General features: G+C 39.9%; 17 protein-coding genes. All 17 read right to left on the reverse strand.

The genetic code is table 11. The annotated features are described in order from the left end of the window. Positions 1-77: 77 nt before the first annotated feature. Positions 78-1,376, reverse strand: coding sequence for a tyrosine-type recombinase/integrase (locus ACTQWB_RS05480; RefSeq protein ID WP_441500781.1), 1,299 nt, complete (start codon positions 1,374-1,376; stop codon positions 78-80). Between the two features lie 67 nt (positions 1,377-1,443). Then, the gene (locus ACTQWB_RS05485; protein WP_441500780.1) at positions 1,444-1,641 is read right to left on the reverse strand and encodes a helix-turn-helix domain-containing protein; all 198 of its coding nucleotides are present in this window, start codon (positions 1,639-1,641) and stop codon (positions 1,444-1,446) included. A gap of 30 nt (positions 1,642-1,671) precedes the next feature. Then, a complete protein-coding gene (locus ACTQWB_RS05490) occupies positions 1,672-2,214 on the reverse strand; it encodes a hypothetical protein (protein ID WP_441500779.1) in 543 nt (180 codons plus the stop codon). Positions 2,215-2,785: 571 nt separating this feature from the next. Continuing rightward, positions 2,786-3,358, reverse strand: coding sequence for a hypothetical protein (locus tag ACTQWB_RS05495; protein WP_441500778.1), 573 nt, complete (start codon positions 3,356-3,358; stop codon positions 2,786-2,788). A gap of 305 nt (positions 3,359-3,663) precedes the next feature. After that, entirely contained in the window at positions 3,664-5,829 is a 2,166-nt protein-coding gene (locus tag ACTQWB_RS05500; protein ID WP_441500777.1) for a PcfJ domain-containing protein, read from the reverse strand. After that, positions 5,780-7,000 carry a hypothetical protein gene (locus ACTQWB_RS05505; protein ID WP_441500776.1) on the reverse strand — a complete coding sequence of 407 codons (1,221 nt, stop codon included), beginning with the start codon at positions 6,998-7,000 and terminating at the stop codon, positions 5,780-5,782. Before ACTQWB_RS05505 ends, ACTQWB_RS05500 begins: the two co-directional genes overlap by 50 nt. A gap of 60 nt (positions 7,001-7,060) precedes the next feature. Next, positions 7,061-8,050 (reverse strand): DUF5688 family protein, encoded by a 990-nt coding sequence (locus tag ACTQWB_RS05510; protein WP_441500775.1) that lies wholly within the window; start codon positions 8,048-8,050, stop codon positions 7,061-7,063. Positions 8,051-8,069: 19 nt separating this feature from the next. Continuing rightward, on the reverse strand, positions 8,070-8,594 hold the full coding sequence (locus ACTQWB_RS05515) for a DUF7666 domain-containing protein (RefSeq protein WP_441500774.1): 525 nt from the start codon (positions 8,592-8,594) through the stop codon (positions 8,070-8,072). Between the two features lie 9 nt (positions 8,595-8,603). Then, complete coding sequence (locus ACTQWB_RS05520; RefSeq protein WP_441500773.1) at positions 8,604-9,308, reverse strand: Cas9 inhibitor AcrIIA9 family protein; 705 nt, start codon at positions 9,306-9,308, stop codon at positions 8,604-8,606. 16 nt (positions 9,309-9,324) lie between these two features. Continuing rightward, complete coding sequence (locus tag ACTQWB_RS05525) at positions 9,325-9,732, reverse strand: hypothetical protein (RefSeq protein ID WP_441500772.1); 408 nt, start codon at positions 9,730-9,732, stop codon at positions 9,325-9,327. Next, positions 9,695-9,946 carry a hypothetical protein gene (locus ACTQWB_RS05530; RefSeq protein WP_441500771.1) on the reverse strand — a complete coding sequence of 84 codons (252 nt, stop codon included), beginning with the start codon at positions 9,944-9,946 and terminating at the stop codon, positions 9,695-9,697. Before ACTQWB_RS05530 ends, ACTQWB_RS05525 begins: the two co-directional genes overlap by 38 nt. 80 nt (positions 9,947-10,026) lie before the next feature. Next, the gene (locus tag ACTQWB_RS05535; protein WP_441500770.1) at positions 10,027-10,434 is read right to left on the reverse strand and encodes a DUF4313 domain-containing protein; all 408 of its coding nucleotides are present in this window, start codon (positions 10,432-10,434) and stop codon (positions 10,027-10,029) included. 815 nt (positions 10,435-11,249) lie between these two features. Next, the gene (locus ACTQWB_RS05540; protein ID WP_441500769.1) at positions 11,250-11,474 is read right to left on the reverse strand and encodes a hypothetical protein; all 225 of its coding nucleotides are present in this window, start codon (positions 11,472-11,474) and stop codon (positions 11,250-11,252) included. A gap of 148 nt (positions 11,475-11,622) precedes the next feature. Further along, complete coding sequence (locus ACTQWB_RS05545; RefSeq protein WP_441500768.1) at positions 11,623-11,868, reverse strand: hypothetical protein; 246 nt, start codon at positions 11,866-11,868, stop codon at positions 11,623-11,625. A gap of 6 nt (positions 11,869-11,874) precedes the next feature. Continuing rightward, positions 11,875-13,170, reverse strand: a complete 1,296-nt coding sequence (dinB, locus tag ACTQWB_RS05550; protein WP_441500767.1) for a DNA polymerase IV — start codon at positions 13,168-13,170, stop codon at positions 11,875-11,877. 186 nt (positions 13,171-13,356) lie between these two features. Then, positions 13,357-13,944 (reverse strand): SOS response-associated peptidase, encoded by a 588-nt coding sequence (locus ACTQWB_RS05555; RefSeq protein ID WP_441500766.1) that lies wholly within the window; start codon positions 13,942-13,944, stop codon positions 13,357-13,359. 86 nt (positions 13,945-14,030) lie between these two features. Next, positions 14,031-14,813, reverse strand: coding sequence for a PhzF family phenazine biosynthesis protein (locus tag ACTQWB_RS05560; RefSeq protein WP_441500765.1), 783 nt, complete (start codon positions 14,811-14,813; stop codon positions 14,031-14,033). Positions 14,814-14,820 lie beyond the last annotated feature (7 nt).

Raw genomic sequence — 14,820 nt, forward strand, 5'->3', positions numbered from 1 at the left:
CGCCATTTTCAGAAGTGTTACTGCACGGTTTCTGCACGGTTTTTTCATTTTTCGTTTCATTTGTATTTGTATTCATCTTATTCCTTTGCTGTATCATCTAAAACAGGAGCACATGTTTCCTCTTCATAACGGGCTATAAATTTATTAAACTCTTCTGAAATATACTCCTTTTCCAGATGTGTATAATAGTTCGTCATATTTACATTTGAATGACCAGCAATCTTACGCACTGTAAATGGCGACATGTTTGACTGGTTCATTCGGGTGACGAAGGTATGCCGAAACTTATGCGGATACACACTATAAAGATGTGGCTCGCGATTTTCAAGTTCCGCACGTTTTATTTCCTTTTTGTCAATAATCTTCAATATACGCGAACATTCCCGGGAACCATACTGTGGAAGAAAAGGATTCCCTGGCTGTGTTGTAAACACCAGGTTTGGATATTGTTCAAGCAGGGCATTATCTTTTCCCCATTTTGTTCCATATTTCACCTTATCCGCATCCTGTTTTGCTTTCCAGGATAAAAAGGCATTTTCAACACTCTTAGACATAGGAATCCAACGATAACTTGCCTTCTTTTTGGGTGTTGTTATTTGTTTGATATTATATGGATTTTCGATTCTTCTCTTACTATCATCATAAAATATCGTAGTTTTATTAAGTGTTTTGTAAATGCGGATTCGGTGTGCATGAAAATCAATGTCTTCCCACATAAGAGCTGCCAGTTCTCCAATACGCATCCCAGTGTTTAAAATAATATAAAACACCTCATAATATCTGTTTTTTTTGGCAGCAGACAGAAAGGTTTCGATTTCTTCCTTTGTAAGAATTTTTCCCTCATCTTCATAAAGTGGATCAATTACTGCCTCTTCCGGCTTTTTAATAGTAAGACCCTTACAGGGATTCATAGGAATCATTCTGTTCTCCACAGCACTATTTAAGAGTAAGTTCACGATCGCTAAAGAGTGGATCACAGAGGTTTCTGCATATCCATCTTTTTGCAAAAACTCTATCATATTATAGATATGGGTAGGGGTGAGACTATTCAGTCTCACCGATCCTATAATGTCTGTTACTCTTTCAAATCCGTCCACATACCCATTTACAGTCGTGTTTTTCAAACGCCCTACATTGTAGAGTCTCATCCATTCTTCAAACCACTCTGCAACTGTATATTTTTTTGAATCTACACTTAGTCCAATAATATATCTTGCCTTTTCATGGTCGCGTTTCTTTTTAAGTTTGGCCAGGTTGCTATCATATATATAAATAGGTTTCGGGGAACCTTTTAAATAAATTCTAGCTACGTACAGCCCATCTGATCTTTGATAAAGACCACGTCCTAATTCCTTGCCTTTTAAAGATTTACCCATATGGTATTCATCCTTTCCAGACCAGATCACAAGTACATCAGAATATTAACACGTTCCCGAAAAATATTCAAGCCTCCTGTTTTTCCAGCCATTTCTCAAATTTTTTCTTATGAACAAGGGTTCTTCGTCCAATCCGAACTGTAAAATCATTTTCTGCCATTAAAGTTCGCACTGTCTTTTCAGATAATCCGGTAAGTCCGCAAGTTTCTTTTACTGAAAGAAGAAGTTTCTCATTTTCTTCTCGTCCGCCTCTACTTTTCAACATAACTGTTCTCCTTTCGAAATTGTGTTCTGTTTAGATAGTTTTTTCAGATTCTCGTTGTGCTAATAGTTTTTCCATAGCTTCCTGTCTTGTTATTTTTTCCCGCTTTGCTTTTATCGCAACATATTCCTGCGCAAGATTGTACGCAGTGCAGCAGGCATTATAGCTTTTATAGATTTCCCCACGAAATTCAAATTGTTTTTCCAGCTTTTTCTCATAGCAATATACGACAGCTTCTTCAAACGTACAGGAGGTTTTCTTCATATGATTTTGAACCGACTTTTTGGTTATCCCCAAACCTTTATAACAGCGTTCCTTTGATTCATATTTCTTTCCCAGAACATTAACATGCTGTGGTTCAGGCATTTTGCCTTTGACAGGAACTTGCCTTTGAGCCTTTTGCTGCCTCTTTTCTTGTTTCCTTTTATAATATTGGACAGCGTCTTGGACAGAAACATCTTCCTGCAGCATCTTATTGCATACCCAGCGATATGGAACCTTCTGATCCTTGCAGCACTCACGGAGGTCTTTATAGATGTGATCTCCTATTTGAGGAATTTCTTTTTCAGACACCATTTGTCTGTCCGCATAGTAGGTTGCCGCTTCAGATACTGAACAGTCATTTGCATATATATACCCATAAATATCCTTTTTCCGTATTTTTAATGCTGTGCAAAATTCAGCAAGATTATTATAAAGAACTCCGTTTTCCAGGCGGATCGGCTCTTTTTCCATCTTGCGAAGAGCTTCTTTTTTTCCTTTATAATAAAGCAGGACTTCTTCTACACTTAATTCTTGATTCAAAATCTTTTCGCACACCCACCTATAAGAAATATCCAACATACGGCAACATTCACGAAGATCCACATATTCAACACCTTGAAAAACAATCGGTTCAGAACCAACTGTTGCATTAAGTTCAATATAGTGTTTAATGGCTTCTTCCTTCGAAGAATTGTTCCTGCGCAAATAATTATATATATCTGATCGTTTAATCCCATATGTTCTACACAGTTCCGATGTGGATTCCGAAAGATTTTTATCAAACTCTTTTTTTTTCGCACAGGATGTTCTAACAGGAAATAATCAAGCGCCCTTTGCAAAGGAACACCCAAAGCCTTGCTTTTTTGTCTGACTTTTTCCGGCTCTATATTGTATTCACAGCAACATTTGGATATTCTTTATTTCTGTAAATAAATGGAGACGGATTTCCGTACTTTCTTTCTTCCGCTTTTTTTATACAATAAGTTAATGCAACCGCTTTAGACCTTCCTGTTTCTTTCATGCATTTTCTTACTGTATTTGTTGGTATCCCCATTTGTTTACAACACTGTGGAAAAGAAGGATAGGTTTTTCCCTTATATTTGAATTTTAATTGTTCTGCATGCTTAATTGCTTTTTCCAGTGATTCTTGTATTGTGAACCCATAATCATATTTATAATGGAGTACACTATACTTATTTAATCCATAATAATCACAGCACGTTTGAAGGCTCAGCCATTTTCGGTTGCGAAAAATAAACTGCTGTTCCTCTTGTAAGCCTTTAAAATGATCAATTGCCTCTGTAAATGAGCAATTATTTACACGCCGATAACCTAATACAGAACCATATTCAAGTCCTAATTGTTCACAGCAATTTTTTTTACTTTTATATAACATACCGTCATATTCAAAATAAAAGCGTTCATAATAATTTGTTCTTCGTCTGGGTTTATGCATAACCTCTACATCCTTTCCAAAACAGGAATTTGACACAAAGCAGGAGTCTGATTCCCCCTTTCCAGGTAATATATTATGACATTTGACAGAAAACAAAAAGCACCTGAAAATCATCTCTTCCATGATTTCCAGGTGCAAAGATACACACTCTACGGTTATTTATCACATACATTCCAGTCCAAACTGGAATAAGAGTTTATGCAGTGTCTGCTGCCAAATGCCATTTTTATGATACCATCCATAAAAATTTGTGTCAATTTCATTCCTGTCTTTAATAAGTTCCATTTTCGTTGTTTCTTTGCTGCTTAGGCAGCAACTTCCATTAGATCTTCTTCTAAGATATCCGCAAGCAGTTTCCCCTGATATCCAAAACCGTTCACTTTTACCTTATTCTTGCGCAGTTCCTCAATTTCTTTTTTCCTGAGATCCCGGCTCTTAAATGCCAGAATCTTATCCTCCTTGTTTAGCTTCTTGGTAAGCTGTTTCTGCCAGCGTAAAAGAAACACTTTCGCCTGCTCAATGTCCGCATTCTGGCGGTCGTAATAAGTTCTCTTTTGCCTCACTGTACCATTCGGCTCTACTTCGAGGGTATAATAGGGCTTTTCAGGAGCCTCTGTTTTCCGTAAAAACAAAAGATAGGATTCCCTTTTTGCAATCCGCTCATAATAAGTATCTTTTCCTATGATGCAGTGTTTCAGTTCACTTCCTTCTTCCAGAATGTCTTCCACCCTTTGTGGGGCTATAATCTGAAAATTTTGGTACTTGTATTCATACTTTTTCAGGCTTTGACAGATGGAATCAATATCCGGGAACTTCTGTACGATTTCACAGGCTTTTAGTGCCAAACCTTTGTCTTTAATCATCTGGACAACCTCATTATGGCGCTTTTCCAACTTATTTACGCGGAATACAATGGCATCGTTTACATCCATTCCAAGTCTTAATGCCATTCCCAGATAGTCTTTCCAGGTATCAACAAGCTCTTTGGGAGTTTTCCTGCTATTTGCAGACTGCTTTTTCAGATAATTTTTAATCTGCTCAGGCCGCATCCTGTCCAGAATAAAGGTCACCTGTTCCGGACTGATTTCTGCTTGCGCCAGCCAGGTAATGACATCATCTTTTATTACCTGTTCATGCTTTTTTTCGAAGCGCAGCCATTGCAGGAATAAGTGATCACCATTATTCTTTCTCAGTCTGTCCAAACGGAATTTATCAATTCCAAGGGCATGTCCCAATGAACCCGATTTCTTATAATCAATTGTAATTTTCTTTTCCATAAGCTGTTTTACAAGGCTTCCCAGTCCTGCTTTTACAAGCTGTTCCAAATAAGGAGACCGACTTAACACGTAAAAATATGAGACTGGCTTTGCAGTTTCCTTTTTTCCTAGGTATTCATAAAACCCACTTCTTTTAAAAATTTTATTCTTCATTCCATGAAGTGATTTTTTATAAATTTTCCCCTCGTAACAAGATGCCTCTTCCTTCCTGCCCCAAGAATAGGAACTATATTTTTCCAGTACGCCGCAGATCCACCTGTGTTCATCGGTTCCCTGGTAATACCCCATATAATATTCCGTTCCAGTAGGCGTATGTTCGTCATAAACAAATCTTCTTTGTTCCCAGCAATGGTACATTGGTTTTTTATAAGCAAGCATATCGTACTGTGCCGAGGTTATAAACTCGCGGACAACCAGCCCATCTCCACATGTCTGTAAAAGATAGGCGGTCTCCTCTTCGGTTCTTACCCTGCGCTGTCTGCCGACTGCCTTATACTGAATCTGATGTCGGCAGTGCGGACAGGTTCCTTTTTGATTGTGTTTTGGTTTCTTTATGGAAACTTCTGTTTCACACCAGGTACAGTATCCTGTAGTCTCTTTCTTTCTGGAATACTGGTAAAAGATAAAGTTTTGTGTGATACCGACTTTTCTTACCCACCTGTTCCAGTCTTTTGGCGTTTCATGTACCTGTTTCATAACCCGATCCCAGGCATCTGTTCGTTTCCGGTGCTTTTCCAGACACTTTTTTCTCCGTAAATGCTCCTGGTATTCCAGGATTCCAAGATACACATTCTCGTCCTTATATCCGTTGCCGATTGCTTTCCAGATTCTCTCCTGGCAGTCGGACGCACACCATGTATGCTTCCAGTTCACTCCTTTTGGAAAATCCAGCTTATCCAGCATTCTATCTGTCCACTTTTTCAGCCGATAATCGTAACTGGTAAAACACTCTTTTTTCGGATCGATAAATAACGTATAGGAAGGACGCCTTCCACCAGCTGCAAGAATCTCGGCAAAGAAAATCCCTACTTTTAAAATATTATCTTCCAGTTCCGTCCGTACATATAAACCAGTTGGATATTCCATTTTCTCATAGGGAACATTTGTAATCACCGGAATATCCTTACCGGCCAGTTCCAGCATTTCATCCGTTGCTTCTAACTGTTTCAGTTTCCAGAGCTTTTGTTTTTTCATAGGGTTCGTTCCTTTCTTTTTCGTATTCAAACAGAGAAAGTTGCTGTTCCTCTTTAATAGCCTTTTGATTCTGGCACCTTTTCCGTTCTAGCTGTGCAATCTGCTCCTTTGTCAGTCTTTTCCCAACAAACCGTTTTTCCGCATCCGTTAAAGCTTCAAGCCCTTTTATCTGGACTTTTCTTTGAACCCGCTGGAGGCGTTTTTCTTTTTGCTTTTGTTTCTCCCTTCGGACTGCCTTTTGCATATCGGATTCATAACAGATCTGAATTCCTTCTTTTTGCTCCAAAAGATCCTGTTCTTTGTCACGATGTACACGTGCTGCACTTCTTACATTTAAAATTTCCAGTTTCAGATCCGGATCAGTAAGTACCAGTCTGGAATACCCATTCTCCCATTCTTTTTGAAAGATAGCTCTGGCGTTCATTTTGATCACTGCCTTGCAGATATCCAGAGAAGTCTGCTTTTTAAGAAATTTCTTTCCTTTGATGATACTGGTAATGGGTTCCCCATCAAATAAAGTCCCGTCTTTTCGTAATGTAGAAACCTTTACATCATAAAAGACATTACCCTTTTGTGCAGAAAGCTGTTTTCCTCGCAGACTACAGTAATGACCGGGACCACATGTGCTGACACAAACCAAAGGATTGTAGTTCATACTCCATTCCTGTTTTTTATAATCGTACTGCATATGATGCAGACAGATCCGGTTCTTATACCTGGCTTTAAATTTCTCGAATCGTTCTTCCTTTAACTGGTCAGCTTCTTCTGTAAGGTGCTGTATGTTTTTTTCATAGGTGTAATCCGAAGCCATATGGCAGACGCAAAAACACAGATAATTGCTTTCACTGCTAAGAAGTGGATCGTTATCTGCACAGACTTTCTTATATTTTGGACATTTCACGATCACGTTATCATTTTCAGCACAAAACATCCGGTCCATATAGTCAAGTCTTCCAATGCATTCACGATAACGTACAGACAGACCACATCCTGTTACAAATACCGCATTTTCCAGATACTTTCTACTGTAGACAAATCCTCCATCTGTATTATCAAGTGGTGAGGCTCCACATCTTCCAGCAGGAATGACGACATAATCTGGATGATGTTCCGCACAATAACCTGCCAACAGAAGTTCCTGCGTAATGAGATTGTATTTTTCTTCCTCCATTTTGACTCCTTTAACGACAGATACGGCAGGAATCCCCGCCGTATCAAATTCATTCTTAACTTATTTTTCATCGGGATCTTCATGGATACACGAATCTATAACCGGTGTTTTGGGTGTATATTGCGCAAATTTTCTCTGATCTCTGTTGTAAATATACAGATTCTCTGTTAGAAAATATTCTTTGGGTGTTGCTTCTTCAATTGTTTCCCGCACCTTCTGAAGCAGGACTTCTGGATCCATACATTTAACCGGATGTACCATTGCTTCGTGAATACTTGTAAACACAATGTAGAAACTGTCATTCAAAAGATCTGCCAGCCGTTCGGCCACCCCCGGCAAAAATACAGCCACCGCACCATTTGTGCGAACAGTAGTTGAAAGACACAAACCGATAATAGCTCTTTTTTGATTTAACCAGTATATTTCATCGCCCATAAAATCTTCGCCTTTGTAATATGGATTAAAAAGAAGCTTTTCCCATATATAGATTCTTGGCGGCGCCATGCAAAACGTGTTTTTTACTGCATCTTCCCAGGCATCCTGTTGTGTGATATTCCATTCTTCCAAATGTCCTTTTCGGATCTTCATACTAGTGGTATGGTTATCTCGGTCGCCAAGCTTCATATACAGTACAGCTGCTATATCTCCGATTTCTTTGTACACCGCTGTCTTTAGTTCCTTCTGATGCTGTTCTTTATTTAAAAGCCGGATAAATAAATCCTTCTTGACAGTCTGGTAACTGTTAAGCGCTTTTGTTTTTTCCAAAAGCCCGGACGCTTTCATTTTCATAATATCCTCTTTCACCTGAGATCCAATTTTTTCCACAGTAATACCATCCTGATAGTCCGCATACATTTCTTCAATGTGTACACCGCATACTTCCTTTCCTGCTGCACTTGCATAGCATTCTATAAATAAGCGGTCACCGGTTGGTGTCATTCCGTTTTCATCCTTTGCTTCAAAATAGATCTGTTTCTCCCGCAGATTCAATTCCCTTAGCAAAAAGCGCCTTAATTCTTCCACAAATTCCTCATAGGTATACTTTTCCATAAGCCTTCTTTTCCTTTCTTTAGCCCATTCCATACCATTTATTTTCCTGATACTCTACGCCATCCACCTCGATCAGCTTGATTTCTACAATCTGGCAGTTGTCTGGTTCTTCTCTTAAAAGCAACAGAAGATCCTGCTTTTTTCCTTTGGCAGACGGAGCCTTTCCCCGTACAATGGCAAAACCGTTGTAACTGGTCCCGGTTTCTTTTTGTACATACTGGTTCCAGGGACGTTCCGGGTGTTTTTCCATATATGCGACACCGTGAAGCAGAAGCCTTTTAAAATCCAGTTCTTTTAAAAGGCGCATCCTGGTACAGGAAATCTTGGTGTCCGCACCGTCTTCATCCAGATCCCCCGAGGCTTCCACCAGGTAATAAACGGAGTTTTTCCAGTCCCGGTAATAGCAAAGACAATCCAATGGATTTTCTGCACAATGAAATCCATTTTCCCGGCAGTTTGCCTGGTCCGTCTCATGCACCTTATCCCTTGTAAACTGATAGCCCCTGCACACCAGGTCTTTTTCAAATCCTTTGTATGCGATCATCCGTTCCTCCTACAATGAAAATAAAGAAAGCTGTTCCGGTTCTGCTGATTTCTTTGGCTTTATAATACTGCATCCACTTCCATCCTTTTTTTCCGAAACCTCTTTCTTTTTAGTCGCATTCTTATTATGGGAGACACCAGACCGGGCCGTTTCCGCGCGTGTCTTTTCCCACGATTTCCGGTTTTCTTCCTTTTCTTTTTTCTCTTTTTCCTGGACTTTTTTCAGGTCATCCACATAAAAATACTGATTCGCCCAGGCAAATACTTCTGTATGTGCAATCCCGATTCCGGAACGCTCCGGGATTTTGTCACGTCCCTTCTTTTTTGCCCGTTCCAATGCAGCCTGATAAGCTTTTTCCAGAATATAATCCATACATCTTTGTAATGACTTATGTGGCTGCAGGATCAGCTGGTCCAGTTCTTGATCTTCTTTCGCCTGGTTTAAAAGATAAGTACCGATCACCGAAGCAAACTCTGGGTCCTTTAAGACCAGCATCTCTTCACTTAACTTTTCTGTGGAAGTCTGATAGTTCTTCTGGCTTACCGGTATCTGCTTGAAGCAGTATCGCGTTCCCGCAATGAATGCATCCGTATCTTCCTTTGAAACGCCATGCTCCATTGCCAGTTTCCGAAGTGCCGCCGTATTCTTCCCTTGCCGGTAATGGTTTGCAAGGCTATTAATCTCGACAGCCGTCTTTACAAGTTTCTCGATCATCCGTGGTTCCTCCTTTTTAAGCTGCTGCCTGCTGTGCTTTTTCCATTTCCGCAGCTACTTCCTTTTCAATTTTGCGGCGTTCCTGATCGTCAGAGTCCAGAAGCCCTACCATATCCAGAAGCACCTGTCTGACCCACGGATTCTCTTTCCATTTTTCGTCCAACTTTGCTACCAGGGCGGTTACATTCTTCCAGTCCGTTTCCTCCAGGTCACGGTTTCTATAAAGTTTATAGAAATCATAAATTTCTTTCATTGCCCTGCTCACCGGTATCTTTGCGGCAGAGTCCATATTGGACAATAGACCGAGCAGTACCGGATGGCACTTGTATTTTTGGAGAAGTTCCTGGAGTCCGACTGGGTTCTTGCCGTTATATAAGCCAAGAAAATCATTGAAAATTCCTGCAATCTCTTTTTGGTCTGTCATTCGTTTCCTCCCTTTCTTCATTTTTGATCCGTTCACTGACCGTAGCCGGAAAACACTCAAATGCTTCTGCAATTGCATTCTTACTGTAGCCTTGCTTAAAAAGCTGCTGCATGACCTTTCCACGTGATTTTCGCTCCATTTTCTTTAAAGAGGAGTCCCGTATCTTCCGGGCAAGCATTTTTTTTACATAATGGATGCTCCGGACCATATTCATACAGCTTCCAGGCTTCTGTGGCGTTCAGGCCACACACAATCGCGATCACAAGGCAGACATAGCCTGCGTATTCATCGTCTTTAATCCTGCATCACCCTTTCGTTCGCAATGCCTTTTAATTTTTCATTTTCAAGGATGTATTCCCTGGTTCCCTCCGGGTCCAGTTCTTCCAGACGTTTCAGATCAAACTGCACCTTCCGGTAATCACAAAAGCCAGAATGTCCTACCTCCTGAAGCACTTTTCCAAGCTGGTTCTTACGGATAAACTGAAGCTTGTGTTTACAGTCGAAATCTGAAATGAATGCTTCGCCCTCCTTCAGATTTTCATTTGGCAGGTTTACTGTCAGATCGTCAAACAGCTCTGTTTCTCCACCCTTTCCCTTTATAAGCCCGATATAAAGCCGTTTTTCGTGGAAATACGCTTTCACCAGAAGCTGTACCTGTTCCTTTCCCAGATTTCCGTCATACTCTAATGTTGGTTTTTCCATTCTTGTCCTCCTTTTTTTGGTGTTCTTTGCTGTGAATTATCGGTTGCTCCTTTCTTTGGTATTTGCAGCTCTAATTCTTTTCTGGCTATTTTCAAACAACAAAAAAAGACACCAAAAACCATTCTTTTGATTTTTGATGTCTTCCTGTTATTTTCCAGAGTCTTCTAAAAGATATAATCCCGGCAAGGTACCGGAATAAAATTTGATTACATAGAGTCTGCTATGTATAAACGATAATTCAATTGTAGAATAGCACAATATATAGTATGTGTCAACTTATTTCGCATATATATTGTGTTATTGCTGTATAACTGTAAATCATTTTCCATTATTCAACATAGCATTAATCTTCACCATTCCATTATATAGTTTTTCACAAAATCCCTTACAACACAAAGTGATAAAAACATACAATGGAACTTTCAGATAAAACATTAATAATACTTAAATATTATTCAATATCTCCCGTTCTATATTACTTTTACTAAAATTTTTTGTAATTTGAGTAACAAGTTCAAATGTCATATCATATGACCTCATTTCTATTTGAGCCTCCATTGATGGTTCGTTATAAAAATTTTCTTTTGCAAGCTTATTTTTTCTTTTATCAATTTCCATAACAGTGGTGCCATAAATGGCATCTACAGTCTTCCCAATCCATTCATTAGCGTAATCTAGCCTACCTTGGTTATATGCTTCTTCTAATTTTTCCTCTAGTACTTATCTTGTTAGTTCTTTTCCCTGATTCATTAAAAAATCCAGAATATCTTTTATTTTTTTACTCATTAGTACCTCGTCTATGGTTAATAACAATATTAAAAAGCGTTATCTGGTATATCTTTAGGATATTTTCTTGGATTTTTCACCCATGACAATATTATTGCGCCGCATTCTTCGCACACTAAATGATGTATTGGTTCTTGATTATTTAAAAAACTGTTTGCACCATATAATCTACAATCGCCACTTTGATATCCATACCTAAAATTTGTTCCACCACAATATGGACAAATGTCAATCACTATTTTTCCTATTTTCATATTAGCACGCTCCTTTATATTTCTTAATATTTTTAGTATAACATTTTTTTATCATTATGTCATTGAATCTTCCTTTCCCAGACATAAAATTCATTGTTTACATTACATGTAGTGCACATTCTAGTAATTATAAATACTTTTTCGCTTCTTAAGAAACCCTCCGCTCCATAAACCATTTATCAAATTCATAGTATAAATGGCATTCTTTTCCTCCTACCATAGCGGTATACCGGATTCCGGTTCCTCCGGCCTTCCGGCTGGCACAGCGCTCTTTGTTTTTTATCCGGTCGATCTGGTAGGTGGTGCCATCCTCCCAAACAAACTCCACAGGTGTCATATCCCCATCTTTATCCATCTTTACTAATACATCCACATAAACTTTTAAATTTTCCATCTGCTTCTACCTCCCATTAAAATACCCTACTGGATGAACTGTATGGGTTCCCTGCGCATCCAGACTTGCCAGGGCTTTATCCTGATACATAAATGCTTTCTGTACACTGAAATAGCCAAACCGTCTGCGGATCTCATCCACCGCGCGATCCATTTTTTCCTGTTTTTCTCTCTGCTCCACGCTGGTAAACAGATCAAGCTGTACCGGCACATCCCCAAGAACCAGTTCCTCTGCCCGAACTCCAAGGCTCCGAACCGGATGACTCCAGTCATAGTTCTTTAGAAACAGCTGATAGGCAGCGTTAAAAATCTCATTTGTAATGTCTGTCGACTGTTTCAATTTCTGCTGTCTTGTAAACGAATATAAGCCATTATCACGAATGGATATAGATACCACGTTACACTTAAAGCCATGTTTCCGAAGCCTTGCAGAAACACTTTCCGCAAGTGCCATAAATATGATCTTTGCATCTAAATTCGTTTCTAAGTCCCTTGGTGTGGTGGTACTGTTTCCAATGGATTTAATGGGAGCCGCATATCCTTCCGGTGCAACAGGAGAATCATCCCAGCCATTTGCAAAGGAATATAATACCAGTCCCATCTTCCCGAACAGCCGCTCCAGAAAATCCGGATCAGACCTTGCAATTTCCCCAATGGTTTTGATCCCATAACGATTTAACATCGTTCTGGTAGATCTTCCGACATACAAAAGGTCAGCTGCAGGCAGATTCCAGACGATACTCTGGTAATTTTCTTTATGAAATTCCGTAACCGCATCTGGTTTTTTATAATCACTTCCAAGCTTAGCAAAAATCTTATTCCAGGAGATTCCAATACTGACTGTGATCCCCAATTCCTTTTTTACACGCCTGCGGATTTCTTCTGCAATCTTTTTTGCATCCCCTTTTAAGGAGGTACTTCCAGTCACATCAAGCCACGCTTCATCACATCCATAAGGCTCCCCCAGATCCGTATATTCTCCATAAATCTCCCGCAGCATATAAGAAAACTGTAGATAAAGATCCATCCTGGGCGGAACAACAACCAGATCTGGACAAGCACTTTTTGCCTGCCATATAGCCTGCCCTGTCTTTACCCCTTTTTGCTTGGCAATATAATTTGCCGTCAGTATGATTCCATGTCTGGCTTCAGGATCTCCCCCAACCGCCAGTGGCTTTCCGGCATGTTCAGGATGATAGAGCATTTCCACACTGGCATAAAATGAATTTGCGTCACTGTGTAAGATTTTTCGTTCCACAGGATTCACCTCTCTTGTGTCAAGAACATATGTTCTATTTTGCATATTATATAGCCTCACTTATCGGATGTAAAGTGGTAAATGTTTCTTTTTCCTCCTTTTTTTCGTTGTGTCCAATTTATCGGAATAAACCCTTGGTTTTAATACCGATCCTATTTTCCATTTTGTGCGAAAATAAAAAGGCTGGTTCTGTGAATGATTCACATACCAGCTTTTTTCGGGATTCTATTTTCAAAACAAAGACTGCTGCTCATAGGGCGTATAGCGTTCTAATGAAACCGGCTCTTGCTGCAAGAGTTTTCCTGCACTTTCCTTTTCACTAAGCCAGGGAACAACCTGGCTGCTTTCCAGAACCAGCGGCATCCGGTCATGTACCAGTTTCATGGAATCATTGGCCTGTGTCGTAAGAATGATAAAACGGTCTTCCATACCAAACCGGTCATAAAATCCTGCCAGATACATGGTATTTTTATCTTTTCGGTAAAAGGTATTCTTTTCTTTCTGATGGTTCCATTCATAAAAGCCGCTTACTGGAATCACTGCCCGGTGATAGGAAATCCCATTTTGAAAAATGCGTTTCTCTTTTACAGACTCTGCCCTGGCATTAAAGATCACGCCTTTTTTCTGCCACCCCGGATATCCCCAGGTTTTCTCGGTCAGACAAAGCTTTCCTGGCTCCTTCCATACAAGAACGGGTGCTCTTTCCGTAGGATGAACGTCCATGGTCTGGCTTTTTTTCTTTATGTTCTGCTCAACTTGGGAGACAATACGTTGTATATCCTGATAGGTTTCTTCCGAAATATAATACCTTCCGCACATGTTCTATCCCTCTTTCATCCATACGATAAAGTTTCTTTACTTCTCTTAGTATTTCTTTTATTAAAAGGAAACTTCGATAGCTCCATTTATAGTTTTGCCCTAATGTCTGCAACCGCAACCAATACGGCTTCTCCGCTGATCTTTATCCTTCCATTATCCAGAAGTTCAAGGTAAAGATATCCCCCACGTCTGGATGCCTGATACGCTTTAATCGCAGGCTTGTCCATAACCTTGGACCAGTACGCAGCGATCTGGCAATGCGCAGACCCGCATACAGGGTCTTCTGCAATGGATAGTTTCGGACAGAAGCTCCGCGAAACACAATCCACATTTATTCCTGCCGCTGTAGCATTCTGGATTCTGCCCTCGATTTCCTTTAAAAGTGTCTGGTCGGGCTGCATCTTCCGTACCTGTTCTTCCTTTTCAAAGACACAGATCAGATCAAGCCCCAGAACTGCTTTTAGTGGCCGTACCCCGAATGCCCTTTCCATTGCATCCGTAACTGGGATTTCTCTGAGCTCATAGGTTGGAAAATCCATTTCATACCGATTTTCTTTTCTCCTGACCGTCAGTACACCACTAAGAGTATAGAACACAACCGTATCGCTTTTGGGTTCATAATAATTCAGGATCACAAAAGCAGAAGCCAGTGTTGCATGCCCGCATAATTCCACTTCCATTCCCGGTGTGAACCATCTTAAATGGTAGCCTTTTTCTTCTTTTACAATAAATGCTGTTTCGGAAAGATTGTTTTCCATGGCAAGCTTCATCATAGATTTCTCAGGCGGCCAATGATCCATCACACAAACCGCTGCCGGGTTTCCGGAAAACGGTTCATTTGTAAAAGCATCCACGATATATTGTTTCATTTCTTTA

The organism is Blautia sp. HCP3S3_H10_2 (assembly GCF_052122375.1).
GTDB lineage: Bacteria > Bacillota > Clostridia > Lachnospirales > Lachnospiraceae > Blautia_A.